We start from the raw sequence: 25,514 nt of genomic DNA, 5'->3' as shown, positions 1-25,514 counted from the left end.
CGATTATCTGAAAGCCATTTTCATTACTGGGTTGAATTGGCTGAACCCCGCTGGGCCCAGTGTGAGGGTAGCCTGCGGGGTTCAGCCTTTTGGGGAAGAGAACTCGAGCTTGGGATCAGCGCTCGACGGCGCCGATGCCCGGGAGTCTCGACGGCCCGTCAAAATACGGGCATCGACGGGCGGGTGGAGAGCATGTTGTCCACAGGACGCTGAATTGTGACGCGCGGGCGCGGCCACTGGATCTGATGCTTGATGATGCGACGCTTGAGGGCGTGGCGCGTGATGCCCAAGAGGCTGGCAGCTTCGACGATGCTACCTGCGGAGGTGAGTGCTTCCTCACAGAGTTTGCGCTCGGCGTCAGCAAGGTTGAGGTTGTCGAGGACGATCGGCATAGAGAGACGATAGCGATTTCACGATGCGGTGTAAAGTATAAACTGCATTCCAGAACACAGAAAGTACTCGGACTTAAGGACAGTAGAGAGTCCTACCCTGACAAAAATTGGCAGACTCGATGCCAAATAATGCTTTTGTTCGAATTTGAGCGCGCGAAAATTACAACATAGACGATCTCCACACCTCTCTGGATTGGAGACGACCGCTCAGTTTATGGTGAATCCACCATGCGCGCGCATTGGCGCATCGCTGCTCGCTTTCGCCAATCGCTGGCTTGGCGCGCTACCCGAAGTAAGATGCGGCCCCCGTGTCGAATCGCGCCTCAGGCTTGTCAGCGATCCGCGTCCTGGTGGTCGACGACGAGGTGAACCTTCGTTTTGCTGTCGAGCGCGGACTGCGCAAAGCTGGGCACCATGCCGACTCGGCGAGCACGGTGCGCCAAGCCATCGAGCGTCTGCGTTCCCAACCTTACGACACGGTGATCACCGACCTGCGCATGCCGGGCGGGGACGGCCTCGAGCTGATCCAGTGGCTGGGCAGCTACAGCCCGTCGACGAAGATCCTCGTGGTCTCGGCTTACATCACGCCGGACTTCCGTCAGGAGTACGAGAACCAAGGCGCGATCGGGATCCTCGAGAAGCCGATCGAGATCGCCAAGCTGATCGAGCTCGTCGAAGAGCTCGGGCCGCGGCGGGGCTTTTACGGCAACTCGATCGAGGTCGAGCTCTTCGACTACGTGCAGATGGTCGCGCTCTCGGGCCGCGACAAGCTGGTCAAGGTCATCACGCCGATCTCCGAGGGCAAGATCTGGTTCGAGCACGGCGACATCGTCCACGCCGAGTTCGAGACGCACTCGGGTGAGATCGCGTTTTACAAGCTGCTCGCCGTGGGCCGGGGGACCTTCACCGAGGTCTTCTACGTGCCCTCGCCGCAGCGCACGATCATGGGCTCGGCCACGGGGCTGCTCATGGAGGCGGCGCGGCAGATGGACGAGGGCACCTTGGGCGAAGAGGGCGGTGCGCCCGAGCAGCCCGCGCAGGCGGCCGCCTCCGATCACTTCGGCGGCGGACCGGTGGCGCTCGACGATGACGACGAGAGCAACTTCCCGGTCGTCGACGATGACGCGGACTTCTTGCAGATCGCCGAGGCGGCGGCCGCCAAGGCTCCGCCCCCGCCACCTCCGGGCGGCCACGCCGACGCTGGCGCGACGGGCCTGCTCGACGACCCGGAGACCCGCGAGCTGATGCTCGGGCAGTTCTTCGAGTTCGAGGGCGTCGACGGGGTGGCGATCATCTCGAGCACCGGCAAGGTCCTGGCCGAGCGCATGGGCAACAGCTCGCTCGTCACCTTGGCGGGCTTCTACATGCGCGGCGCGGCCCGGATCGCGCGCTCGATCGGCTACAACGTGTTCGACGGGGTGATCGCCCGGTCCGAGAACGGGCAGCAGCTCGTCATGGTCGGCATGGGCGCGACCTCGGCCGTGCTGTCGATCGAAGCGGGCGCCGACCCCGAGACGGTCCGCGACGAGATCATGGGCTTCGATTGATGACCGACAAGGATCAGCTGCTCCAGCTCCTTCAGGAGATCGTCGGCGTCGAGGGCGTGCGCGGGGCGATGATCGCCAGCGCCGACGGCCCGGTGGGCGGCGTCGAGTATTCGCACCTGCAGCCGGCCGTGGCCGCCGACGTGACCAAGACCGTGCGCCGCATGGTCGTGGCCTCGACCACCGCCAACGCGCCCCTGCGCGAGCTGCTGATCAACTTCGGCGGGTCGCGGATGATGATCCGCCCCTACGACGAGGACGCGACCTTGGTCGTGGTGCTCGAGCGCGGGGCCCAGACCAGCCCGCTGCGCGCGCTCTTGGACATCGAGCTCGAGCAGCTGAGCCGTGCTGCCGAGCCCTCGCTCGAAGCCTTCGGCGTCCACGAAGGTGACGACGAGGTGTCCCAGCTGCTCGCGAGCAGCCTCGGCCCGGCGCTGCTCGAGATCGAGGCGGTCTACGCCAGCTTCCGCCAGCGCGTCGGCCTCGGCCCGGAGCACGCCCGGGAGGCGATGCACGAACAGATTCGTGAGTGGCTGCTGTGCTGCAACCCCTCGACCTACACGCTCCCGCTGCTCCTCGACGGCCTGTCGGAGACGATGACGGACGACCCCGCGGGGCGCAGCGCCTTCGTGGGCGAGGTCCAGGGCATCTTGCGCCGAGCTGGTGCGCTGCGCTGACCGAGCTGACCGAGCTGACCGAGCTGACCGAGCGGGGGGGGGGGTTTGGGGAGAGCGCGGGCCGTCAGCGCCCGACTGGGGCGTCGAGCCCCGTGTTTGGCGATGTGCGTATCCGAACGGATGCGCAGTGCGGCTCACGCGTAGCGGGCGAGTTGCGGACAAAGCTGGTCCCGAGCAGCGCGGACCCGTAAAATCGCGGTCCGATGGCGAAGTCCAAAAAGGACGACGGAGAGAGCGAGGACGGCCGCGTGGAGGAACTCGAAGCGGAGATGACCGCGCTGCGCTCGGAGCTCAAGGATCTTCGCGCCGATCTCAAGGATCTGCGCGCTGACCGAGACGAGGCCCGAGGCGAGGTCAAGCGCCTGCGCGAGGACCTCAAGAACGCGCGCGCCGATCGTGAGGAGGCGCAGTCGCTCGCGGCCCAGCTCCGCACGGAGCTCGACTCGAAGTCGGGGTTCTCGCCCCAAGAAGAGGGGCTGCTGCGCGAGCTGCAAAACAGCATCTTGTCTTCGGCCCCGGACATCGACGGGACCGTGGGTGCGCTGACCGAGATGCGGGGCGGGCTCAAGAGCATCGCCGACAGCGTCGACTTGCTGGCGAGCAACGCCGAGGAGAGCTCGAGCTCGATCCTCGAGATGGCGGCCGCCAACGACGAGGTCGCCGAGAGCATGTTCAACCTCGCGTCCTCCGTGGAGGAGACGGCGATCTCGATCGAAGAGATGACCTTCTCGGTCAAGGAGGTCGCCAAGAACATCGAGGCGCTGTCGACCACGGCCGAGGAGACGAGCTCGGCCATGAACCAGATGGACATCTCGATTCAGGAGGTCGAGAACAACGCCAACGAGACGGCGCAGCTGTCCGAAGAGGTGGTCTGGGCGGCCGAAGGTGGCGTCGACGCCATCAACCGGACGATCGAGGTCATCAACCTGATCAAGACCTACTCGGCCGACGCGGTCTCGGTCATCAGCCGCCTCGGCCAGCGCATCGGCGAGATCGGCAAGATCCTCTCGGTCATCGACGACGTCGCCGAGCAGACCAACCTGCTCGCCCTCAACGCGGCGATCATCGCCGCTCAGGCCGGCGAGCACGGCAAGGGCTTCGCCGTCGTCGCCGACGAGATCAAGGACCTGGCCGAGCGCTCGGCGACGAGCACCAAGGAGATCGCCGACATCATCAAGGCGGTCCAGCGCGAGAGCTACAACGCCGTCGAGGCGGTCCAGCGCAGCTCGAAGTCCGTCGACGACGGCGTCCGCGTCAGCCACCAGGCCGAGGACTCGCTCAAGCGGATCTCCGACTCGGCGCGCCGGTCCACGCAGATGGTCCGCGAGATCGCCCGCGCGACGGTCGAGCAGACCAAGGGCTCCAAGCAGGTCACCGACGCGATCAACGTGGTCGCGACCACGGTCCAGCAGGTCGCCACGGCGACCTCCGAGCAGGCCCGCGGCGCCGAGCAGATCATGAAGTCGGCGGACAAGATGAAGAGCATCACCCGCCACGTCGAGCGCTCGACCCAAGAGCAGACCCGCGGCAGCCGGCAGATCACCCAGGCCATCGAGGCCATCTCCGAGATGGTCAGCAACCTGTCCACGGCCCACCAGGGTCAGACGACCGCGGCCGACACCATCGTGCAGCGCCTGTCCTCGATCCGCGAGGCGACGCAGAGCCAGATGGAGCTCATCGAGCGCATCCGGAGCAGCTGATCCGCGATGGCGGGGCCGAGCCGACGCTTCGCCAGCGCGCTGATCACCGGGGCGTCGAGCGGGATCGGGGCGGCCCTCGCCCGCGCGCTGGCGGCCGAGGGCACCGAGGTCGTGCTCGCGGCCCGGCGCGAGCAGGCCCTGCGCGCGCTCGCGGACGAGATCATCGCCGCAGGCGGCCGCGCCCACGTCCAGGTCCTCGACGTCGCGGACCCTGCCCACACCGAGGCGGTGGTCCGCGAGCTCGACGAGGCCCACGCGCTCGAGCTGGTCATCGCCAACGCAGGGACCTCGCGCTCACGCCACGGGACGGCGCTGCGCTGGGAAGACTGCGCGTCGATCATCGACGTCAACATCCGCGGGGCCGTGGCCACGCTGACCGGAGCGATCCCCGGCATGGTCGCGCGCGGCCACGGGCACCTGGTGGGGGTGTCGAGCGTCGCCCAGTATCGCGGGCTGCCGGGGAGCAGCTGCTACGCCGCGAGCAAGGCGTTTTTGAGCACCTTCCTCGAGGGCCTGCGCATCGACCTGGCCAGCGCCGGCGTGGCGGTGACCGACGTGCGCCCGGGCTTCGTGGACACGCCGATGAGCGCGTCGGTGCGCAACAAGATCTTCGAGGTCGAGGTCGACTACGCGGCGCAGAAGATCCTCGACGCGGCGAGCCACGCTCGCAAGGTCCTGGTCTTTCCCCCGGCCATGGGGGTGCTCGGCCCGCTGCTCGCGGGGATCCCCAGGGCGGTCTACGAGCCGGTGATGCGGCTCGGGTCGAAGCCCCCCAGCAAGAAGCCCTGAGCCAGGTCCAGGCTCGGCGCCCGCGACCCAATATGAAGAGAGCCGACCTCCCGTTTAGGGGGGCCGGCTCGAAAACGTGCGCACGCGAGAGTGGGAGCGTGAGTGTGGAGAAGCGAGACTGGGAGAGCGAGAGCAGAGAGTCGCGGATGAAGGGCGAGGTATGCGTGCGCGGCGGAAGGTTCACACCTTCGTTGGTGTGGGTCAAATAAAAGCTCGAAGACGCGGTCGCGTCTTCGAGCTTGGTGTCGGCGTCGGCCGGGCTCGCGTTCAAGCCTCGGAAGACGGCGTCGGGGGCTCCTCCTCGAGCTGGGTTCCAGCGTCGGCGGCCGCGGATGGGTCGCTGTCGCTGGTGGGAGGGCTCGCGGCATCGGCAGCGTCGGTCGACGCATCGGCAGCGTCGGTCGGCGCGTCCGCAGCGTTGGTGTTGGCGCTCGCAGAGCTTTCAGGCGCTGCGCGGCGAGGGTCCCGAGCTGGCTCACCGCGTTGGATCCGACAGTTGTCACACATGCGATCCACCGACGCCTCCTCGGCGTTCGGGTCGACGGGCGCGAGGGTCATGCCGGGCACGTAGACCCAGGTGCCGGTGCAGCCGGAGACCTGGCAAGGCATGATCTCCGAGCCCTCTGGCAGCGCGCCGCCTGCAGCGCTGGCGATGAACTGTTGCCGCGAGCACTCCTCGCACAGGCGAACCGGATCGAGGGTCCGACCTGCGAGATAGTCCTGGAGCTGGGCCCCGGTCTTGTAGGTCCAGGTCTTGTCACAACCTGGCCGGCCGCAAGGGACCTCGCGATCGGGGTGGGCGCGGATGAACTCGAAGCACGAGTTGCACATGCGCCGCGGCGGCTGCGGGAGCTCGTTGACGTTCTCTTGCTTGTCGTGGGCCGCCCAGGCGCGGAGCTGACCTTCGCGGTCCCAGGTCCAGGTCTTGGTGCAGCCGTGGACCTTGCAGGGGACCTCGATGGGCTCGAGGTGCGAGAGGCGATCGTGGCAGCGCTGGCACAGCTTCTCGGGGGGACCCTCGTGAAGCTTGGGCTTGCGCTTGGACTTGCGCTTGCGCTTGCGTCGCTTACCCTTGGGCGCCCTGGCGCCGTCGCTGTCGTTGGACTTGGCTTGGACCTCGGTCTTGGCTTGGGTCTCGTTGGCAGCCTTGGCTTCGGGTGCGTCGCTGGGCTTGGCGTCAGCTTCGGCTTGGACCTCGGTCTCGGCGATGGGCTTGGCTTCAGCTTCGGCGTTGGCTTCGGGCGCGCTGGTGGGCGCGTCGCTGGGCTTGGCTTCAGCTTGGGCTTGGACCTCGGTCTCGGCGCTGGCGGGCGCGCTGTTGGCCTTGGCTTTGGCCTGCTCTTCGGCCTCGATCTTGGCCTGCTGACGGCGGACCCAAGCGCGATGGCGAAGCTGGGCCTGGCGCGTCCAGGTCCAGGTGTTCGAGCACTCGGAGATCCTGCAGGGGACCTCGACGTCCTGGGTGTTGCGCTCCTCGTTGAAGCAGCTCTCGCACAGGCGCGAGGGGGGCTTGAGCGGCCCCTCTTCTTGGCGCTCGCGCATGTAGAGCTGCGCGCCGCGGGTCCAGGTCCAGGTGTTGGTGCACCAACTGTTGCGGCAGGGGATCTCGCGATCGCGGAGCCCCTCGAATTCAGCGAGGTGCTCCGCGCACATGCGCTTGGGCGGAGGCTTGCCGAGCGAGCGAATTTGCTGGGTGCCGTACCAGGTCCAGGTGTTCTTGCATCCGGCGACCCGACAGGGCATCTCGCGATCGGCGACACCTGCGAACAAGCCCGCGGTCAGCGGCTGCTCGCTGCGGTCCTTTCGGTTCCCGCGCTGGTTCCGATCGTTGCGGCCGCCGCCTCGGCGCCCGCCTTCGCGAGGACGGCCGCCGCCCTCGCGCGGGCGTTGGTCACCCGCTGCGCCTTCACGGCGCTTGCCCTTGCGTCGCCGGCCGCCCTTGCGGCCGTCCTGATTCTGGTCCTGGCGCCCCGCGTCGCCCCCGGCCTTTGCCTTGGCGTCGGTGGAGGTGTCAGGCATCTGTGGAGTATCAATCGCCGACGCGTGCTCGTCCAGTGTTTCGGCGTGCCGGCGTGAGCCAGGTCTGGGCAAACCTCTCCAGATCGGCGGGTCGATGCGGGCGGTGTTCCAAGAAGTGCGCCGGACTTGAAACCGGCGCGCTCGCGGAAGTGGTCTATACTCGGCCCGCAACACTGGAGCGCACATGGCTATCGGACTCGCCCTTCTCGGAGCCGCTGTTGGAGGCGGTACTTATCTCTACGCCAAGACCAAAAAGGCGTCGAACGGCACGGCAGCCGTGGCAGGCGTAGCGACGGGCGCTGGGGCCGCGGGAGCGGCGTTGTTGTTGCACGCGCTCCTCCCCGTGCTCATCGTGGCCGGAATCATCGGCGTGCCGGCGGCAGGCTTCTACTACCTGGGCAAGTCCAAGGGGGAGCGCAAGGCGCTGGGCCCTGGCTCCAACGACTACTGAACCGGGGCGCGAGGCGGGCCCGCCGCCCGCCGCATCCGGTGGCGCTGCCAATCAATCGACCCGACGTTTCGATGGGCCGAGTTCGTGAGTGATCGGACGGGCTCGCGGCGAGGTGCGCCGCGAGCCCGCTCACTGGACCTTTGCTGGCCGAGCCCGAAGTTCAGCCGGGCCAGTCGTCGACGCCACCGAGGTTGCTGACCCTCGTGAAGCCGGCGGCGAGGAGGTCGTCCTTGGCCATGCCGGAGCGTCGGCCCGAGCGGCAGTAGACGACGATCGGTCGCTCGAGGTCGCCGCCTTGGAGCTCGCGGATCCGTTGGCTCTCGCTGCGGATCTGCGTGTGCACGATGTTGATCGCGCCGTCGACATGACCCGAGGCGAACTCGTCGGGTGAGCGCACGTCGATGAGCAGGGCGCCGGCGTCGACGAGGCGCTTGGCGAGCTTGGGGTCGTTGTCGGCGTAGGGGCCGGCGGGGAAGCTGCCCTCGGCTGGGGCGCCCGGGCCCGCGGCATGGGGCGCGGGTCCGGGCTCGGCCTCGGCTTGAGCCTGGCTCTCACCGCAGCCCGACATGGCGACGGCGGCGACAGCTGCGGCTGCGATGGTGGTCTCCTTGGGTGACATGTCAGCTCCTTGGCACGCCGAGGTCGTCGGTGGGTCCGAACAGGTTCAGCGGCAGACGAAGATAGCGGATCTCGTTGGCGTGGGGCTTGGGGATGTGCCCGGCGTCGACGTTGACCTGGACGCTCTGGAAGATCAGCCGCGGCGGGGCCAAGGTCGCGTCGCGCTTCTCACGGAACTCCACGAACTGCTCGCGGGAGGTGTCGGCGCGCAGCTGGGGGTTGTTGGCCTTGGACTTGGCGATGGTCGTCTCGTAGGCGAGCTCGCGGCCGTCGGGCAGATAGTCGTGACCCACGAACACCCGGGTCGCGTCGGGCTGTTGGTAGAGGCGGCCGTGGATCGACTCGTAGAGCTGCTCGGCGCTGCCGCGGGGGAAGTCGCAGCGGCCCGTGCCGTAGTCGTCCATGAACAGCGCGTCGCCGGTGAACAGCGCGTCCTCGATCTTGTAGGTCACGCACGCGGGGGTGTGCCCCGGGGTTGCGATGACGTCGATCTTCAAGCTCCCGGCTTCGAAGGTCTCGCCGTCCTTCAACAGGCGATCGAACTGGCTGCCGTCGATGGCGAAGTCCTCGGGCAGGTCGAAGATGTGCTTGAAGGTCTTTTGAACCTCCGTGATGCGCTCGCCGATCGCTACGGGGGCCCCGTAGCGATCCTTGAGCAGCTGCGAGCTGCTGAGGTGGTCGGCGTGGGCGTGGGTCTCGAGCACCCAGCGCAGCTTCAGACCGAGCTCGTCGATGGCCGCACCGAGCTCGTCGGTGGAGGCGGTCGAGGTCTGAGATGCCAGGGGGTCGTAGTCGAGGACCGGGTCAATGACGACGGCGTCCTTGGTCTTCGGATCCCACACGAGGTAGGTCAGGGTGTAGGTCGGCTCGTCGAAAAAGGCGCGGATCTCCATGGTTTGGCTCCTTTGTGGGGTTGCGTGCCGAGGTATTGCAGTCGCCGGGCCAACTCGTTTTTTGGGGCTCGGGCGGTCGAGAGGGCGAGTTTGGAGCGCCACGTTTCAGCGAGCGTTCGCCCGGTGGCCAGGGCTGAAACGGCGCGAACACGAAGCGGCGCAGGCCGGCAGAAAGTGCGCCTCGAACACGCAAAAACGCCCGGCCAGGGGGGACCTGACCGGGCGCTCGCAAAGCTCGATCGAACGAGCGGGCTCAGCAGGCGTCGCCCATGTTGCCAGCCTGATCGCAGGCGTCGGGGATCTGCGAGAAGCGGCAGTTGATCCCCTCTTGGTCCCAGTCGCCGCAGGCCGCGATGCACTCGTCGTTGGTCTGGAACTCGGTCGAGCCCTGACCTTGGATGCACTGGGTCGTGTAGGCCTCGCACATCGTGTTGCAGTCGATGTCGGTAGCGCCGCCCTCGGTGGCGTCGGCCGCCGAGTCGGAGCTGCTCTCGTCATCATCGGGGCCGTCTTTGCTGCAGCCAGCGAAGGGCATGACGAGGGCGAGGGCGAGCAGGCTGGTCGAAAGGAGCTTGGTGATCTTCATGATTTTGAGGCTTCGGGGGTAAGGAGACTCGCGTCTCGTTGAAGGCGCGAGAATACGCGCCGATTTCGGCGCATGCGACCCCCCAGACACCTACATCACGCTCGGGTGAGCCCGGACACCATGTGTCCGACAGGCTCAGCGGACCTGCTGGAGCATCTGCCAGTTGTTGTAGGCGAGCATCCCGAACATCAGCGCGAGGAACACGCTCTGCCACAGGAACAGGCCGACGGCGGCGAGGGTGACGGCCGTGCCGATGCCGAGCTTGAGGGCGATCGACCAGGCGTCCCGCGGCCGGTACTTCTCGATGATCGCCTTGGCGATGCCGCCTCCATCGAGGGGCTGGACCGGCGCGAGGTTGAGCAGCCCCCAGAAGATGTTGACGTAGAGCATGAAGAGCACGAAGAGCTCGAGGCGGCCCGCGCCGGCGGTGAAGCTGGGGCCGTTGCCGATGTGTACGGGCAAGCCGGGGAGCTGAACGCTGTGTCCCGAGACGAGCACGGTGCCGAGGATCAGCGCGCCGAGCAGGAAGCCCGCGCCGGGGCCCGCGAAGTCGATGAGGATCCGTGACTTGCGGGTCTGCTGGCGGCCGGGGCTGTAGATTGCGAGACCCCCCATGCCATAGAGCACGATTCGGGGCGGCCAGCCGAAGGCCCGGGCCATGAGCGCGTGGCCGAGCTCATGGACGAGGATCGAGACGAACACGGCGGCGGCCCATAGAGCCATGCCCAGGAGCATGTTGATCCCAGCCCCGCGGACGGCGATGGCGCCAAAGCCGATGGCGATCAGCCAAAACAGGGGGTGGATGCGCACCGGGATCTTTCCGATGGAGAAGTGAAGATCGAAGGCGGTGCTGGGGGGTTCGGCCAGGAGCACCCAAGTAGCTTAGCAGCGGATGGGGGCCTTTCCCGAACTCGTCGAGAACTCGTGACAGGCGTTTTTGGCGCGACGTGCTAGAGTCGCCGGCGTTCGTGATGGAGACTTCAAAAGGTTCGAGAATCGAGCGGCCGGTGCCGCGGTCGGGCATCAGAGATACGCTCTTGCTCGATCAGGGCTACCAGCCGCTGCGCGTGATCTCCTGGCGACGGGCGATCTGCATGAGCTTCTTGGGCAAGGTGGAGATGGTGGCGGCGCACGAGCGACCGATCTACACGGTCGATCGTGAGTACGCGGCGCCGGCGGTGGTGCGGCTGCTCGGGCCCTATCGGCCGCAGCAATATGTGATCCGCTTCTCGCGTGAAGGGGTGCACCTTCGGGATCGCTATACCTGTCAATATTGCAAGCAGCGGCTGACGCGACGCGAGCTGACTTTGGACCATGTGATGCCGCGGCATCGTGGGGGGCCGACGAGCTGGGAGAATGTGGTGACGGCTTGCTCGCCCTGTAATCTGCACAAGGGGGGGCGGACGCCGGGAGAGGCGAACATGCGCTTGGATGTGGAGCCTCGGCGGCCGCGGTGGGTGCCGCCTAGTCGGGCGGCGTTGGGGTTGGAGGAGGTGCCGGCTTGTTGGCGAGATTGGTTGCCTCGGCATTGAGGGGATGCTCGGGGGCGATGGCGGAGGCGATGTGCCGGGTCTGGGCTTCGATCTCGTCGGGGCTCGGGGCAACGAGGGCGCTGATCATGGCGATGGCGGCGACCTCGGTGTGGACGACAGCGGGGACGCGCTCGAGGTCGATGCCGCCGATGGCGACGAGGGGGAGAGGGGCGGCGCGGGTGACGGCCTGGGTGAGGGTGGCGAGGCCGACGGTGGGGTCGGGGTCTTGTTTGGAGTGGGTGGGGAAGACGGGGCCGAAGCCGAGGTAGTCGGGGACGAGGGCGATGGCGGCGTCGACTTGTGCGAGGTCGTGGGTGGAGAGGCCGAGGAGGAGGCCGGCGGCTCGGGTGCGAGCGCGGAGCTGGGAGAGCTCGCCGCGCTCGGTGAGGCGCTGGAGGTCGGTCTGGCCGAGGTGGATGCCGGCGACGCTGGCAGCAGGGGAGGCGGCGGGAGGTGGCGGGGTTCCGGGGGGCTGGATCGGTGCGAGGCGCAGGGCGAGGTCGAGGTCGTCGTTGACGATCAGCGGGACCCGGGCCTCGGCGCAGACCGGGGCGAGGCGAGTGAGGAGGTCGAGGCGCTCGCTGGTGTCGGCGTGCTTGGCCCTGAGCTGGAGGATGCGGGCGCCGCCGCGGATCATGGCGGCGGCGGCGAGCTCGGGGGCGAGGCCGTGGGGCTGCGGCCAGTCGAGGATGGCGTAGAGGCCCGAGATCGGCGCGCTCATGGCCGGCCCGCGCAGAGGTCTCCCCGAGGGGTGAGGCCCGTGGGGTTGCCGCGAAAAGCTGGGGGGATCTCCCGCTCGGGAGCTGGTTTGGGCGCGGTGCCGGGATCGGGATCGGGATCGGGATCGGCGGGACCCGAGCCGTCGGCCTCTTCCCAGCCGCCCTCGTCTTCGTCGCCCCACTCGTCCCAGCTGTCGCCGGCGTTGTCGGGCTCGTCCGGGTCGTCGCCAGCGCTGTCATCGGTGAGCTCGCGCGGCGGATCTGCGGGGCCCTGGGTGGCGAGGCCGGCGGGGTTGGGGACCTGCTTGAGATAGGAGACGTTGATGACGAACTCGCCGCGGCCGCGGTGCTTGGGGCGACGCAGCTGGGTCTTTTCGGGGATGAGCTCGCCGCCCACGAGGTGCATGGACTCGTGGCTGATGGTCCACAGCCAGGCGGGCTCGCCGCCCGCAGACAGGCGCCAGGTGCTCGCGCCAGCGAAGAACCACCGGCCCTCGGCCCAGGCGAAGCGCAGCTCCTGGCGGTAGCGATCGCTCTCGATGATCAGCAGCTCGCGGCCGAGCTTGCGATCCCAGCGGCGGTCGCTGACTTCGTAGGGCCCGTCGATCAGCGGGGCGCCGCCGAGGAGCAGCGAGACGAAGGCGTCGGGCTCGAGGTCGACGCCCAGGAGGGTCTCGACGGCGCAGCGCGAGGGCGGGCCCGAGTAGTAGCCGGGGGCCAGGGAGGCGTCCTCTTCGTCGCGGCCGCCGAGCCAGCGCAGGCCGTACTCGTCTTCGTTGACGGCGAGGGAGACGAGCTCGTTGCCGGAGACTTGAACGGTGCCGGCGAAGCGCTCGGGGGATTGGGCGACCAGCATCAAGGTGGCCGCCGGACCGCCGCCGCGGCGGACCTTGGCGCGGGGGATCTGGAGGGCCTCGAGGGTCGGCGCGGTCGCGGCCATGAGGTCCTCGACGGCCGGCTTTTGAGCGGGGGAGTAGGGCGGGTCGAAGCCGTGACAGCCGGCGCCGAAGATCAGCGCGGACAGGGCGAAGGAGAGCAGGGCGGGCCGGAGCAGCTGCACCGGGTAGTTATACTCAGCCTGGGCGCTCCGGGCCGTCTGGGCTGGGGTCGGGCTCGCCAGGGGGCTGCGCCTCGGCTCGGGTGGCGGCCTGGGGGGCCATCCAGGGGAGCAGCCGGGACCAAAAGTCGGCGGCCAGCCAGGTGTCGTCTTCGGGGAGGACCGGGGGGCGGCCCAAGAAGGGCAGGCTGCCCAGGCAGGGCAGCGCGCCGCGGGTCTCGATCACGGCGGCGTTGTGGTCGCGCGAGGGGTCGCTGCGCGGGAGCAGCTGGGTGAAGATGAAGCCCAGAGGATCGAGGCCGCGGGCGCGCAGGGCCTCGACGGTCAGCAAGGTGTGGTTGATGGTGCCCAGGCCAGCGCGCGCGATGATCAGCGGGCGGGCGCGCAGGGCCGTGATCCACTGGTCGAGCCAGGTGCCGCCGGGCATCGGCACCATCAACCCGCCGGCGCCCTCGATGATCGACAAGCGCGCGTGGTGGCGCTGCTCGAGGGTCGCCAGGGCCCAGCGCGCGCGCCCGATCAGCGCCTCGGGGTCGGAGCGACTGACGCCCTGGCCGAGGAAGGGGCGCGGATCGTCGGCCATGCCCGGGGCGATCGGCTGCGGCCAGCGCAAAGGCGAGAGATCGTCGCGCTCGCTTGGCTCGAGGATCGAGGCCGCGAGCAGCCGGGCGTGGTCGCTGCGCTCGCCCTCGGGGCCAGACTCGGCGGGCTTGAAGGGCACCGCCGTGATCCCAGCTCGCGCCGCGGCGCGCAGCAGGGCGCAGGCGACCATGGTCTTGCCGGCGTTGGTGTCGGTGCCGATCAAGAAGATGCGCGTCGGAGCCTGGGCGCTCATCGCTTCAGCTCCTGGATCAGGTCATCCGCGAAGCCGTCGATCTCGGCGTCTTCGTGGGCGGCGCTCAAGGTGACCCGCAGCCGCGCGCTGCCCTCGGGCACGGTGGGCGGGCGGATCGCCTGGACGTGCCAGCCTCGCTCGAGCAAGCGCGCGGACGAGCTCGACGCGCGCTCGTTTGGGCCGATCAAGATCGGGTGGATCGGGTGCGGCAGGTGGCCGTCGAGCGCGATCCCTCCCGCGCTGAGGCGAGCCCGGAAGCGCTCGACCTTGCGCCACAGCGCCGCGCGCCGCTCGTCTCCTTCGCGGCCGGCGATGCGATCGAGGGCGGCGTCGATGGTCTGCACGAGCACGGGGGAGACGCCCGTGGAGAACACGAAGCCGCGAGCATGGCCGCGGATCCAGTCGCAGACGAGGCGCGAGGCGCAGACGAAGGCGCCGGCGCAGCCCATGGCCTTGCCCAGGGGGGCGATCAGCACCGTGGGCTCGCGCGTCAGCGAGGCCGCCCGGCCGCGACCCCCGGTGTAGAGACCCAGGGCGTGGGCCTCATCCAGATAGAGCTTGCCACCCTCCGCGAGGTGGGCCTCGAGCGCGGCGATGGCCGGCCCGTCGCCGTCCATGGAGAACACCGACTCGCAAAACCACCAGCCATCGGGATCTTGGGGTCGCTGGAGATGCTCGATGATCTTGCGTTCGCCCGGGGACAGGCGCAGGCCGTCGATCAAGCTCGCGTGATTGAGGACGTCGCTGTACACCGCGTCGCCTGGGCGCAGCAGGCTGGCGGGCACGCTGGCGTTGGCTTGAAAGCCGCTGGGGAAGAGGACCGCGTCCTCCATGCCGATGAAGCTCGCAAAGCGCCGCTCGAGGGCGCGGTGCTCCGGGAGGTCGCCGCAGACCAGGCGGGAGGCCGCGGTGCCAGCCGTGATCGTCCGACACCCGGCGACGGCGCTCTTGCCTGGTTCAGAACGACGTTTTGCGCCGCCCTGATCGAGCGAGAGCGCCTCGCCGGCGATACCCAGGTAGTCGTTGCTGCAAAAGCTCACGACCTCGCGGCCGTCGAGGCGGTATCGCATCCCGTGGCGATCCTCGATGGGCGGGCAGCGACGCACGAGCCCACGCTCGGCCTCCTGCCGAGCTTCCTGCGCGAGGCGAGCTTCGAGGCGGAGGTTGCCTGGCGCGGTGGGAGGCAGGCGTCGAGTCACGGCCCCAATCCAAGCCGGCCGACGCTTCCATGGCAAGATGCCGCCCGTGAGCGGAGAGCGGATCTTCGAAGCTGCGGGCGAAATGGGGCTCCAATTGGAGCCGTATGAGTGTGATAAAGTATTGAAATTAAAGAACTTTCTGAAATTCCGCGGACGCGCGTCGAACCTCACGGCGAGCTTGGAGGACGAGGACCTCGACGTGCATGTGATCGAGGCTTTGCAGCTCGCCGCGCTCGCGCGTCAGCTCGGGCAGCAGGGGCGCTGGCTGGATGTCGGTAGCGGGGGTGGCTTTCCTGGTTTGGTGCTGGCCGCAGTTTTGCCGGAGCTGACCTTCACCCTGGTCGAGCCGCGGGCGAAGCGGGCCTCCGTGTTGGAGCTCGGGCTGGCGAAGCTGGGGCGCCGAGACTGCGGGGTCTGTCGCGGACGGATCGATGCGGGGCGGTGGATATCGATTGGTGGAGATCGCCTCGAGCGGAGCTTCGATGCGGCGAGCGCTCGGGCGGTGTTTTCTCCCGAGCGCTGGGTCGAGGAGGGGCGGCCTTGGTTGGCTGATGGTGGGGTGCTCTATCTTCATCTTCGGGTTGGGGATCTGGCGCCTTTGGGGGTGGATGAGCTTGGGAGGATTGAGCGGGGGAAGTGGAGTTTGGTGGGGGGACGTGTTTGAGGTGTTCCACGTGGAACGCTCGAGTCTTTGAGGGCTGGCTACTTGGTCGTTCTCTTGGTCTTTGGGGGCCAGCAGGGGGCCCCTCCCGCTCAGAAAGGTCGCTGACTTCGGTCCGAGGTAGCGCGGGCTGGTGTTCCTTGGGTTTTTTGGCAGGGAGTTCGAGAGACGACGGTACAGGCGCACGGGCCAGCAGGGGACCCTTCCCGCTCAGACAGGTCGCTGACTTCGGTCCGAAGTGGTGCGGGCGGGCGTCTTCGTTGATGTGTGTAGCCGCTTCGAGAGGTGTCGGACGTACGCGAAACTCGCGGGAAGGGTCCCCTGCTGTCCCTTTTGTGCGCCTCTTTCATCGAGGTCTGGCTCCGCCTCGTTGGGGTGAGGGGATCAGCTTCGTAGCTCTTCGAGGTCTGCGGTGGGTCCTCTGGTCTCTTGGGTTTTGGCAGGGAGTTCGAGAGACGACGGTACAGGCGCACGGGCCAGCAGGGGACCCTTCCCGCTCAGACAGGTCGCTGACTTCGGTCCGAAGTGGCGCGGGCTGGCGTCCCTGTTGGGGTGTGTAGGCGCTTCGAGAGGTGCCGGTTGTACGCGAAACTCGCGGGAAGGGTCCCCTGCTGTCCCTTTTGTGCGCCTCTTTCTCGGCGAGTCTCTCCGCCTCGGGTCTTGGCGGGGAGGATGGTGCTTGCTGGGCTTGTTCTGCCCCTGCGAGTTCTTTCCTGCGGGGTGAGCTGAGAGGCAGACCTTCAGCGTGGTCTGTTCGCGGAGCATCTCGAGGAGCGGCCAGTGAGAGCCAGTGCTTCTGGTTTTCTAGGGATCGGCTGGGCCACAGTCCGGCTGCCGCGACTTCGGGGCGCCGGTGATGCCTTTCATAGGAGCTCTGGCTTTCTGGGCTTGGCCAGAGAACGTCGACAGCTCTTCTTGGCCAGGTCGTATCGAAGATCCTTGGCGGAACTAGCGGTCTCGAGTCGGAGGAGGTCTCGATCTGGTTGTTCCACGTGGAACGGCCTCCAGGCTCCCGTTCCTGAGGAAGTCTCCGCACAAGGAGCTCCGGGTCTCTCGAAGCAGCTCTAGCTCTGCAAGGAGCCTCCCAGCCAGAAGGACGAGGCCCCAACTAGAAAGACGACCTCCCGAGCTAGAAGGAGCCGGCCCAGGCTCTCCCAAGAGGGAGACGCCCTCTTGAAGGAGACTCTGAAGAGCAGGTTTCCCTCGGAAGCGTTTGGGGCCAGAGAGCGACCCCGTACGAGAAGTGTTGCTCTGCTCAAATCTGATGAAGTCGCCCGCGACCGCCGCGGCCTGGCGCATGCGTTCGGACTGGAGCGCGGAGTTTCAGAGGAGCGCTGCGGAGCCGAGTTGCTTGGCACGTTCTCGACCCAAGCCGCTCTCGAGTCCTAGTGGGATCAGTTCCTGGGGTGGATCTGACCCCAAACGCCCAAGGTTCCACGTGGAACAGCATCACCCCCACCAAACAAATGCAGCCCTCCACCTCTCGGAGGAGGAGCCAGACCTCGATGAAAGAGGCGCACAAAAGGGACAGCAGGGGACCCTTCCCGCGAGTTTCGCGTACGACCGGCACCTCTCGAAGCGCCTACACACCCCAACAGGGACGCCAGCCCGCGCCACTTCGGACCGAAGTCAGCGACCTGTCTGAGCGGGAAGGGTCCCCTGCTGGCCCGTGCGCCTGTACCGTCGTCTCCCGAACTCCCCGCCAAAAACCCAAGAGACCAGAGGACCACCGCAGACCTCGAGGAGCTGCGAAGTTGACCTTCTCACCTCTCGAAGCGCCTACACACCCCAACAGGGACGCCAGCCCGCACCACTTCGGACCGAAGTCAGCGACCTGTCTGAGCGGGAAGGGTCCCCTGCTGGCCCGTGCGCCTGTACCGTCGTCTCCCGAACTCCCCGCCAAAAACCCAAGAGACCACCGCAGACCTCGAAGAGCTGCGAAGTTGACCTTCTCAGCCCGACGAGGCGGAGCCAGCCCTCGATGAAAGAGGCGCACAAAAGGGACAGCAGGGGACCCTTCCCGCGAGTTTCGCGTACGACCGGCACCTGTCGAAGCGGCTACACACCCCAACAGGGACGCCAGCCCGCGCTACCTCGGACCGAAGTCAGCGACCTGTCTGAGCGGGAAGGGTCCCCTGCTGGCCCGTGCGCCTGTACCGTCGTCTCCCGAACTCCCCGCCAAAGCCCAAGAGACCGACCAAAACCAAGGCAGAAAAGCCCAAAAGCCCGGACTCACAGACTCCAAAAAAAGACCAACGCCAGCACCGAACGAAGTCAACGACGCTCCACGTGAAACACCCTAATCCCCCACCACCCCACAAAGCATGATGTGCTCCCCAACCTCCTCGATCCCCGCCCCCAACTCCCGAGCCTCCCCCAAAGTCTCGAGCCCCACCTCCCCAAGCCCCAGCCGACACTGAATCCATCCCAGCGTATCCAGATAGTTCGCATTCTCTGGATCATCCGCAATCGCCACCCCCACGAGCTCCTCCGCCCACGTCAACTCCACCCCCTCCAGCGCCAGAAAATACGCGACGTCATTCGCCAGGCTCGGATCATCCGGTTCCCGGTCCAGCAGCGACTCGAGATGCGGCACAGCCTCATCACCGCGGCCACGCTCCAACAGGTCCAGCGCGATGAAGAGATCGTCGTTGAAGCGAGCTCGCGGCGTCGCACCATGAAATGCGGCCGCGGATAGCGCGCAAACGGTCAATCCCCAGGCTCCATAGCCAAATAAACGTTGTTTCTCTGGTCGAGAGCTCGCCCAACCCAAAGCTGCACCCACTGCCAGGCCGCCGAGATGCCCCGCCTGAGCGAGCACCGAGACCCCCAGCAGCGGCAGCCCAAACCCGAGCACCAGCCAAAACGCCAGCCAACCCGCCAGCCGGGCCGCAGAGATTGGCTCGAGCGCGTCCTGGATCGCCTCGCGCCCCCAGGCCCGGCCCACCACGAGCGCGCCTGCGATGCCAAAGATGCCCGCGGACGCGCCCACGACCAGCGGCGCCTCCGCCCACGCCAGTGACGCCAGGCAGCCGCCCACGCTCGAGAGCGTGAACAGCAGCAGCATCCGCCAAGGGCCCCAGGCGCGCTCGACCCACTGACCGACGACCCACAGGCCCGACATGTTGAGGGCCAGGTGCAGCCAGGAGCCATGGAGCAAGCCTGCTGTCAGCAGCCGCCACCAGTCCCCGTCCAGCCAGATCCTCGCGGGCGCCAGGGCACCCCAGCGCAGCAAGAGCTCGCGGTCGTCGAGCTGCCACAGGCTGTGGAGGAGGGTCGCGCCGAGCTCACCCGAGGCAGACGCGCGAATTCCCGCCGCGACGACGAGGCCGACGAACACTACAATGCAAAGTGCAATGAGTGCAGACGTCGCCTTGTGCGCGAGCAGGCCCGAGGCCTCTGCGCCTGCATCGGTGGAGCTCACCAGGCGGACTGTGCCTCAAAGTCCGCCTGCGAGCGAAGATCGCGGCATCTTCGCGGGTGAGCTCGACGGCCGGGGAGGGCGCAGGACCCTGCCTTGCGGGCGTCCTGCGCGGGTTGCTATTGTGCGCGCGTTTGCTTCGGTCCAGTCCCAGGGCCGAGCGAGGCCCCGAGCGATGCACTCAACCCCGGCCGAGCACACGCGCCACAAGCCTGACGCCGCGTCCGCGGCGCTCGCTCGCTCGCTAGCCTCTCCTGCGAGGAGTCAGGCCTAAGGTGCCCAGGCAGAATCTACTGCTCGTCGACGGGGACACCCGAAGCCGCCGGGTGCTCGAGGTCAGCCTGCGCAAGGCTGGCTTTTCGGTGACGACGGCCGAGGACCTCGAGCAGGCCCTGCTGGTGCTGGAGCACGGCGAGCCCGACCTGATCATCTCGGACACGCGCCTGCCTGGCAGCGACGGCTTCGCCTTTTGCACCGAGGTCAAGAAGAACTCCAAGTGGGCGCAGATCCCCTTCGTGTTCCTGACCTCGGCCAAGGCGATCGAGGACAAGGTCCGCGGCCTCGAGCTCGGCGTCGAGGACTACCTCGTCAAGCCGATCTACATCAAAGAGGTGACCACGCGGCTGCGCATGCTGATGCAGCGCAAGCAGCGAGAGAAGCTCGAGGCCAAGAACGCGGCGCGCACCAAGTTCACGGGGGACCTCGCCGACATGGCGGTGGTCGACCTGTTCCAGACCATCGAGATCTCGCGCAAGAGCGGGACCATCTCCTTCGAGACCGATCTCGGCGAAGCCACCATATGGTTTCGTGACGGGGCGATCATCGACGCGGAGATGGGCCGCCTCCAGGCCGAGCAGGCCGTCTATCGTCTGCTCAGCCTGACCGAGGGCGGCTTCGCCGTGGAGTTCAAGCCGATCACCCGCAACGCGGTGATCAAGGAGTCGACCCAGGGCCTGCTCATGGAGGGCATGCGCCGCGTCGACGAGTGGGGGCGCCTGCTCGAGCAGCTGCCGGCCCTCGACGAGGTGCTCTCCGTCGATCGCAACGCGCTCTCGGAGCTGCCCGACGACATGCTCGGCCCGGACCTCGAGGAGGTCCTGCGCCGCTTCGACGGTCGGCGGACGATCATCGAGGTCGTCGACGAGACCGGCAAGGACGACCTCGAGGCCCTCGAGGCGATCTCGACGCTCTACTTTCAGGGTCTGCTGACGGCCGGCACCGACGAGGTCGAGGACGTGCAGCTTGGCGACAGCCACACGGCGCTGCGCCTCGAAGATTGGGACATGCCCACGGCGCCCTCGGCCCTGGAGTTCTTCCAGCCGGCCAAGGTCACGCCCGAGTCGGGGCCGCACGCGATCCCGGGCGAGGTCCCGCCGATGCCGAGCTATCCGGCGGAGACCACGAGCGCGGCCGAGAGCAGCGATGGTCTGGTCGCGGGCCTGCCCGACGAGACGCCGACCCTCGGCGAGGGGCTGACCCCGCTGCACGATCCCAGCCTCGATCAAGACGAGGACGATCCGGTCTCCCGCGATCTCGCCGAGAGCTTCTCGGCGCTCGAGACCGGCGTGCCGCCGATGCCCAAGGTCGACCCGGGGGCCTCGGGGGTCACGGCGCTGACCAACAAGCTCGCGGCGATCGTCGACGCGGCCGACGACGACGACATCGACGTCGAGCATCACACCGAGCCCCTGGATCCGGCGGAGCGCGTCGCCGAGGCCGCGCGCAAGCGCCGGGAGCAAGAGGACGCCGCCCGCGAGCGCGTGCAGGCCGAGCTCGACCGCCGCGACAGCGAGGGCTCGGGTCCGCTCACCCTCAGCCCCGTGCCCAGCCCCGTCGTCCGCAGCGATGACGACGAGGACGAGGACGAGGATGAGGACGCGGGCGAGACCGCCGCGGGCGAGCCGACGCCGACCTCGGTCGAGGAGGCCGTCGCCCTGGCCGAGCGTCGCAGCCGCGAGCGCAGCCAGACCGAGTCGATGTTCATCGCCCCGCGTCCGGCTCCGGTCGTGGTCTCGGGCGACGATGACGACGACGACGACGACGGCCCCGGGTGGACGGACCCCGCCAAGCTGGGGATCGTCGCCAGCGTTCAGGCCGAGCAGCTGCCCCAAGAGCTGCCCCAAGAGCAGCGCCTCGCCGCGGGAGACGAGGGCCAGGGTCTGGCCTCGCCGAGCGCCCGCGGGGGCGAGGGCATGGCCAAGCCGGAGCCACGCCGCCTCGCCACGCCGGCGCCTCGCACCGAGCCGGGCTGGGGCAAGCCTCCGCCGAGCCTCTCGGAGCTCGGCCTCGACTTCGCCAAGCCCGCGCCAAAGCCCGAGCCCGAGCCCGCGGCCAACGAGGGCCCGGCGTCGGCCTCGACCAGTGACGAGCGCGCGTGGGCGATCGACTCCACGGAGCGCAGCGAGACCCACGGGGAGATCGGCGGCGGCGGTGGAGACGACGAGTTCGCGCCGGTTCAGGTCCGCGTGGCCGAGCCCGCGCGAGAGCGAGCCGTCGAGGCCAAGCCCGAGTCGAGCCTCGAGCCCACGGAGGTCGACGAGGACGCCGAGGACGATCTCGAGGCGGTCGATGGCGAGCCCGAGCACGCGGGCTTCGAAGACGAGGTCACCGACCCCGCGGACGAGACGGACCCCGGCTCGAAGGTGATGGCGCCCACGATCGACCTCGACGCCGAGCTTCGCTCGGGCCCCGGCGTGGGCCTGTGGATCGGCATCGGCGCGGTCGTCGTGGCCGCGGTGCTCTTCTTCGCTCGCGGGGCGATCTTTGGCGGTGGCGAAGAAGCCGGCAGCGAAGGCGCCGGCGAGGACGCGAGCGATGCGTCCGAGAAGGAGGCGGAAGATCCGATCCAGCCGGGAAAGCCCGATGACGGCGCCCCGGATCCGCTGGGCGCCAGCGCTGGGGATCCGCTGGGCGCCACCGAGGGCGAGACCGAGGCCACCGAAGAGGCGGGGACGAGTGACGAGTCCAGCTCGGACACCGCGGCGACCAGCGAGAGCGAGGGCGCCGGAGACCTCGGCCCCGAGACCCTCGCCGAGGTCGAGGACAAGTACGAGTCCGCGGAGCGCTACTTCAAGCAGTTTCGCAACAAGGGTGAGGCGGCCAAGCTGATCGACGAGATCCTCGAGGTCGCCCCCAACCACGCGCCGACCTTGGCGCTGCGGGCATCGGTCCTCGCCGAAGAAAGCAAGCTCGAGGAGGCCGTGATCGCGGCCCGTCGGGCGACGCTCTCGGATCCCGAGTACGCCGCGGCCTTCAACAGCCTCGCGGGCTTGCTCGAGGCGACCGGCGACAAAGAAGGCGCGCTCGGTGCCTACGAGAACTACCTCGAACTCGAGCCCGAAGGGCGCTACGCGAACGTGGCCAAGACCCGCGTGCGAGCGCTCGAGCGCGAGCTGAAGCAGTGATCCTCGCCCTCGAGTCCTCATGCGACGAGACCGCGTGCGCCGTCGTCGACGGTCTGCGCGTGCGCAGCAGCGTGGTCGCCTCGCAGATCGACGTCCACGCGCGCTTCGGCGGCGTGGTCCCGGAGCTCGCCAGCCGCCACCACCTCGACGCGCTCGTCCCGGTGATCCGCGCGGCGGTCGACGAGGCCGGCCTGGACTTCGCGCGGCTCGGCGAGCAGCTCGACGCGATCGCGGTCACCGATAGCCCGGGCCTCGTCGGGGCGCTGCTCGTCGGTGTGCAGGCGGCCCGCGGCCTCGCGCTGGCCACCGGCCTGCCGCTCTACGGCGTCCACCACATGGAGGGCCACCTGTTCTCGCCGCTGCTGCGCGAAGCCGAAGCCGAAGCTGAAGCTCAAGCTGACACCGACTCCGACGCGCTGGCGCTGCCGCCTCACCTCGCGCTGCTGGTCTCCGGCGGCCACACCGAACTCGTCCGCGTGGGCGGGCTCGGCGACTACACCCTCGTCGGCGCGACCCGAGACGACGCCGCGGGCGAGGCCTTCGACAAGGTCGCCAAGCTCCTCGGGCTGCGCTACCCCGGCGGGCCGATCATCGATCGCCTCGCCAAGCAGGGCGACCCCGAGGCCGTCCGCTTCCCCAGGGCCATGCTCGACCGGCCGAATTTCGACTTCTCCTTTTCCGGGCTCAAGACCGCGGTCGCCGTGCACCTCGAGCGCAACGGCCAGCCAGACTCGCGCCAGGGCCTGCTGGATCTCTGCGCGTCCTTCCAGGCCGCGGTGGTCGAGGTCCTTGTCGCCAAGACCTGCGCCGCGGCCAGGGCTCACGGCTGCGAGCGCGTGCACGTGGTCGGCGGCGTCGCGGCCAACAGCGGCCTGCGCGGCGCCTTCGAGGACGCGGCGAAGGCCGGTGAGATCGGGTCCTTCGTGACCGCGCCGCTTCGCTACTGTGGCGATAACGCGGCGATGATCGCCGCCGCTGGCGGAGCTCGCCACGCGCGGGGCTGGCCGGCCGTCGTCGACGTCGACTCGAGCGTGGCGATCGACGACCCGCGCCTGGCTCCGGTTTTGGAAGGTGCCTCGTGACCCTCGATCTGCGCGCGATCCCTTCTCCGGGCGAGCTCCTGCGCCGCCACGACATGGCCCCGCGCAAGAGCTGGGGCCAAAATTTCCTCCACGCGCGGGAGATCCACCTGCAGATCACCGCGGCCGCGGGCGCGCGCCCGGGCGTCGCGGTGATCGAGATCGGCGCGGGCCTGGGCACCTTGACGGCCCACCTGCTCGCGACCGGAGCGAAGGTCGACGCCATCGAGCGCGACCGAGATCTGTGCGCGGTGCTCCGCACCGAGCTCGGCGAGCTGCCTGGCTTTCACCTCCACGAGGCCGACGCCGTGCGCTTCGACTACAGCGCCCTGGCGGCCGAGCTGCGCGCGGCGGATCCCGAGCGCCCGCCGCCGCCGGTGGTCGGGAACCTCCCCTATCAGATCACCGGCGCGCTGCTCTTCGCGCTGCTCGAGCACGGCGAGGCCCTGGGCCCGTGGATCGTCATGGTCCAGCGCGAGGTCGCCGATCGCCTGTGCGCCGAGCCGGGCAACAAGCGCTACGGCGGGGTCACGGCGGCCCTGTCTCGGGTCCGCCGGATCCGCCGGGTCTGCGCCGTCTCGCGCGGCTGCTTCCTGCCGCCGCCGCGCGTCGACTCGGCGGTGGTCCGCCTGGATCCGCGACCGGCCGCGCTGGGCGAGGTCGCCGACGAGAGCGGCTACCTGGTCCTGGTTCGGTCCTGCTTCCAGCGTCGCCGCAAGACCCTGGCCAACGCGCTGCTCGCCGTGCCCGGGGCCAACCGAGCGCTCGCCCAGGCGTGGATCGCCAGCGCAGGCCTCGACCCCAAGATTCGTCCCGAGCGCCTCGGCCCCGCCGAGTTCGCGGCCCTCCAGCGCGCCCGAGAGGCCAGCGCGCCGGCAAAGAGCGCGAGCGAAGAGCCCGAGCTGAGCGCCGAGCCTGAGCCCGAGCACGAGCCCGATCCCGATCAGGGTGAGCGAGGCTGAGCGCGCCATGCCGGAGCTGCCCGAAGTCGAGTCCGTCCGCCGCGGCCTGGTCCGCGCGCGCCTGCGTGAGCCGGTGCGCGAGATCTGGCGCTCCGAGCATCAGCTGCGCACCGGGGCCAACTGGCTGCGGTCCAAAGAGAACCTCGGCTGCCTGCTCCGCGCGACCCCGGGCCCGGTGCGTCGCCGCGGGAAGTACCTGCTGTGGGACATGAGCGGCGAGGACGAGGAGGCCCTCGTGTTGCTGATCCACCTGGGCATGTCGGGGCGCTGCGGCGTCGCGCGTCCCGAGCAGCCGATCGTCGCGCACACCCACCTGATCCTCGACTTCGAGGACGGTCGACAGCTGCGCTTCGTGGATCCCCGCCGCTTCGGTGGGGTGCGGGCCGGCCCGCGCGAGGCGATCTATCAAAGTGACCCCGTCGCGAGCTTGGGCCCCGAGCCGCTCTCGCGCAGCTTCGACGGCGCCGTGCTCGAGGCCGCCCTCGGTCGCAGCAAGCGCGCGCTCCGGGACGCGCTCTTGGATCAGCGCGCGGTCGCGGGCATCGGCAACATCTACGCCGTCGAGGCCTGCTTCGAGGCCAAGCTCAACCCCCTGCGCCCCGCCGCGGGCCTGTCCTCGCAGGCGTGGCTGAAGCTCGCCGACGCGCTCCAACTCGTGCTCCGCCGCGGCGTCGAGAACGGCGGGACCACGCTCAAGGACTTTCGAAACGTCGTGGGCGAAGTCGGCCGCAACCAGGACGATCTGCGCGTCTATGGCCGCGCTGGCCAGCCCTGCCCACGCTGCTCCCGAAAATTGCGCGATTTCGTGAGCCAGGGCCGAAGCGGCGTCTACTGCACACGCTGTCAACCGGCCCCGCGCAAGTGAGCTCGCTGGCAAGCCGGGTGGCCAGTGAGCTATGAAAGGCCTGCGCGTGGTGGAAACTGAAGATCCTCGAGTGCAGCGCGGCGTTGTCTTGCCGCACCCGTGCGCTACGGC

At 68.6% G+C, this 25,514-nt stretch carries 23 protein-coding genes; 11 read left to right on the top strand and 12 right to left on the bottom strand.

Going from position 1 to position 25,514, the window contains the following annotated elements; translation table 11 throughout:
* Nucleotides 1–158: 158 nt before the first annotated feature.
* The gene (locus G6O69_RS09865) at nt 159–392 is read right to left on the bottom strand and encodes a helix-turn-helix domain-containing protein (protein WP_172303266.1); all 234 of its coding nucleotides are present in this window, start codon (nt 390–392) and stop codon (nt 159–161) included.
* A gap of 329 nt (nt 393–721) precedes the next feature.
* Between G6O69_RS09865 and G6O69_RS09860 the strand changes: the two genes are divergently transcribed.
* The 4 genes from G6O69_RS09860 to G6O69_RS09845 all read left to right on the top strand — a co-directional run bounded on the left by G6O69_RS09860 (nt 722) and on the right by G6O69_RS09845 (nt 5,102).
* Nucleotides 722–1,939 (top strand): response regulator, encoded by a 1,218-nt coding sequence (locus G6O69_RS09860; RefSeq protein WP_172303265.1) that lies wholly within the window; start codon nt 722–724, stop codon nt 1,937–1,939.
* Nucleotides 1,939–2,613 carry a roadblock/LC7 domain-containing protein gene (locus G6O69_RS09855; protein ID WP_172303264.1) on the top strand — a complete coding sequence of 225 codons (675 nt, stop codon included), beginning with the start codon at nt 1,939–1,941 and terminating at the stop codon, nt 2,611–2,613. Before G6O69_RS09860 ends, G6O69_RS09855 begins: the two co-directional genes overlap by 1 nt.
* A 203-nt stretch (nt 2,614–2,816) precedes the next feature.
* The gene (locus G6O69_RS09850) at nt 2,817–4,313 is read left to right on the top strand and encodes a methyl-accepting chemotaxis protein (RefSeq protein WP_172303263.1); all 1,497 of its coding nucleotides are present in this window, start codon (nt 2,817–2,819) and stop codon (nt 4,311–4,313) included.
* Nucleotides 4,314–4,319: 6 nt separating this feature from the next.
* Nucleotides 4,320–5,102 carry an SDR family NAD(P)-dependent oxidoreductase gene (locus G6O69_RS09845; RefSeq protein ID WP_172303262.1) on the top strand — a complete coding sequence of 261 codons (783 nt, stop codon included), beginning with the start codon at nt 4,320–4,322 and terminating at the stop codon, nt 5,100–5,102.
* Nucleotides 5,103–5,369: 267 nt separating this feature from the next.
* Here the strand turns inward: G6O69_RS09845 and G6O69_RS09840 are convergent, their stop codons facing one another.
* Nucleotides 5,370–7,121, bottom strand: a complete 1,752-nt coding sequence (locus G6O69_RS09840; RefSeq protein WP_172303261.1) for a hypothetical protein — start codon at nt 7,119–7,121, stop codon at nt 5,370–5,372.
* Nucleotides 7,122–7,398: 277 nt separating this feature from the next.
* Between G6O69_RS09840 and G6O69_RS09835 the strand changes: the two genes are divergently transcribed.
* Entirely contained in the window at nt 7,399–7,572 is a 174-nt protein-coding gene (locus tag G6O69_RS09835) for a hypothetical protein (RefSeq protein ID WP_176396744.1), read from the top strand.
* Nucleotides 7,573–7,732: 160 nt separating this feature from the next.
* Here G6O69_RS09835 and G6O69_RS09830 read toward each other — a convergent pair whose 3' ends face one another.
* The 4 genes from G6O69_RS09830 to G6O69_RS09815 form a co-directional block, all read right to left on the bottom strand.
* Complete coding sequence (locus G6O69_RS09830; protein ID WP_172303260.1) at nt 7,733–8,191, bottom strand: rhodanese-like domain-containing protein; 459 nt, start codon at nt 8,189–8,191, stop codon at nt 7,733–7,735.
* Nucleotide 8,192: 1 nt separating this feature from the next.
* Entirely contained in the window at nt 8,193–9,083 is an 891-nt protein-coding gene (locus tag G6O69_RS09825) for an MBL fold metallo-hydrolase (protein ID WP_172303259.1), read from the bottom strand.
* Between the two features lie 253 nt (nt 9,084–9,336).
* A complete protein-coding gene (locus G6O69_RS09820) occupies nt 9,337–9,669 on the bottom strand; it encodes a hypothetical protein (protein WP_172303258.1) in 333 nt (110 codons plus the stop codon).
* Between the two features lie 135 nt (nt 9,670–9,804).
* Nucleotides 9,805–10,542 (bottom strand): site-2 protease family protein, encoded by a 738-nt coding sequence (locus G6O69_RS09815; RefSeq protein WP_172303257.1) that lies wholly within the window; start codon nt 10,540–10,542, stop codon nt 9,805–9,807.
* Nucleotides 10,543–10,640: 98 nt separating this feature from the next.
* Between G6O69_RS09815 and G6O69_RS09810 the strand changes: the two genes are divergently transcribed.
* The gene (locus tag G6O69_RS09810; protein ID WP_255216198.1) at nt 10,641–11,201 is read left to right on the top strand and encodes an HNH endonuclease; all 561 of its coding nucleotides are present in this window, start codon (nt 10,641–10,643) and stop codon (nt 11,199–11,201) included.
* Here G6O69_RS09810 and G6O69_RS09805 read toward each other — a convergent pair.
* The 4 genes from G6O69_RS09805 to G6O69_RS09790 are packed head-to-tail and all read right to left on the bottom strand — an operon-like array spanning nt 11,134 to nt 15,011.
* Complete coding sequence (locus G6O69_RS09805; RefSeq protein ID WP_172303255.1) at nt 11,134–11,922, bottom strand: thiamine phosphate synthase; 789 nt, start codon at nt 11,920–11,922, stop codon at nt 11,134–11,136. The genes G6O69_RS09810 and G6O69_RS09805 overlap by 68 nt on opposite strands.
* Nucleotides 11,919–12,980 carry a hypothetical protein gene (locus G6O69_RS09800; protein WP_172303254.1) on the bottom strand — a complete coding sequence of 354 codons (1,062 nt, stop codon included), beginning with the start codon at nt 12,978–12,980 and terminating at the stop codon, nt 11,919–11,921. The genes G6O69_RS09805 and G6O69_RS09800 overlap by 4 nt, the downstream gene beginning before the upstream one ends.
* Before the next feature lie 13 nt (nt 12,981–12,993).
* Nucleotides 12,994–13,812, bottom strand: a complete 819-nt coding sequence (gene bioD / locus G6O69_RS09795; protein ID WP_172303253.1) for a dethiobiotin synthase — start codon at nt 13,810–13,812, stop codon at nt 12,994–12,996.
* Complete coding sequence (locus G6O69_RS09790; protein WP_172303252.1) at nt 13,809–15,011, bottom strand: pyridoxal phosphate-dependent aminotransferase family protein; 1,203 nt, start codon at nt 15,009–15,011, stop codon at nt 13,809–13,811. Before G6O69_RS09790 ends, bioD begins: the two co-directional genes overlap by 4 nt.
* Nucleotides 15,012–15,057: 46 nt before the next feature.
* Between G6O69_RS09790 and G6O69_RS09785 the strand changes: the two genes are divergently transcribed.
* Nucleotides 15,058–15,675: an RsmG family class I SAM-dependent methyltransferase gene (locus G6O69_RS09785; protein ID WP_172303251.1), complete on the top strand. Its 618-nt coding sequence runs from the start codon at nt 15,058–15,060 to the stop codon at nt 15,673–15,675.
* 860 nt (nt 15,676–16,535) lie between these two features.
* Here G6O69_RS09785 and G6O69_RS40005 read toward each other — a convergent pair.
* Both G6O69_RS40005 and G6O69_RS41530 read right to left on the bottom strand, forming a co-directional pair.
* Nucleotides 16,536–16,664, bottom strand: coding sequence for a hypothetical protein (locus G6O69_RS40005; protein ID WP_255215753.1), 129 nt, complete (start codon nt 16,662–16,664; stop codon nt 16,536–16,538).
* Nucleotides 16,665–17,971: 1,307 nt separating this feature from the next.
* On the bottom strand, nt 17,972–19,096 hold the full coding sequence (locus G6O69_RS41530; RefSeq protein ID WP_172303250.1) for a rhomboid family intramembrane serine protease: 1,125 nt from the start codon (nt 19,094–19,096) through the stop codon (nt 17,972–17,974).
* A gap of 272 nt (nt 19,097–19,368) precedes the next feature.
* Between G6O69_RS41530 and G6O69_RS09775 the strand changes: the two genes are divergently transcribed.
* Genes G6O69_RS09775 through mutM form a run of 4 tightly spaced genes read left to right on the top strand, consistent with a single transcriptional unit; the run spans nt 19,369 to nt 25,403 of the window.
* The gene (locus G6O69_RS09775; protein WP_172303249.1) at nt 19,369–22,497 is read left to right on the top strand and encodes a DUF4388 domain-containing protein; all 3,129 of its coding nucleotides are present in this window, start codon (nt 19,369–19,371) and stop codon (nt 22,495–22,497) included.
* On the top strand, nt 22,494–23,579 hold the full coding sequence (gene tsaD / locus G6O69_RS09770) for a tRNA (adenosine(37)-N6)-threonylcarbamoyltransferase complex transferase subunit TsaD (RefSeq protein WP_172303248.1): 1,086 nt from the start codon (nt 22,494–22,496) through the stop codon (nt 23,577–23,579). The genes G6O69_RS09775 and tsaD overlap by 4 nt, the downstream gene beginning before the upstream one ends.
* Nucleotides 23,576–24,538, top strand: coding sequence for a 16S rRNA (adenine(1518)-N(6)/adenine(1519)-N(6))-dimethyltransferase RsmA (gene rsmA / locus G6O69_RS09765; RefSeq protein WP_172303247.1), 963 nt, complete (start codon nt 23,576–23,578; stop codon nt 24,536–24,538). The genes tsaD and rsmA overlap by 4 nt, the downstream gene beginning before the upstream one ends.
* Entirely contained in the window at nt 24,525–25,403 is an 879-nt protein-coding gene (gene mutM / locus G6O69_RS09760; RefSeq protein ID WP_176396743.1) for a bifunctional DNA-formamidopyrimidine glycosylase/DNA-(apurinic or apyrimidinic site) lyase, read from the top strand. The genes rsmA and mutM overlap by 14 nt, the downstream gene beginning before the upstream one ends.
* The last annotated feature ends 111 nt before the right edge of the window (nt 25,404–25,514 follow it).

This window comes from Pseudenhygromyxa sp. WMMC2535, from assembly GCF_011083025.2.
Note: the sequence above shows the minus strand (reverse complement) of the source record. Positions and strands in the feature narration are given on the sequence as shown.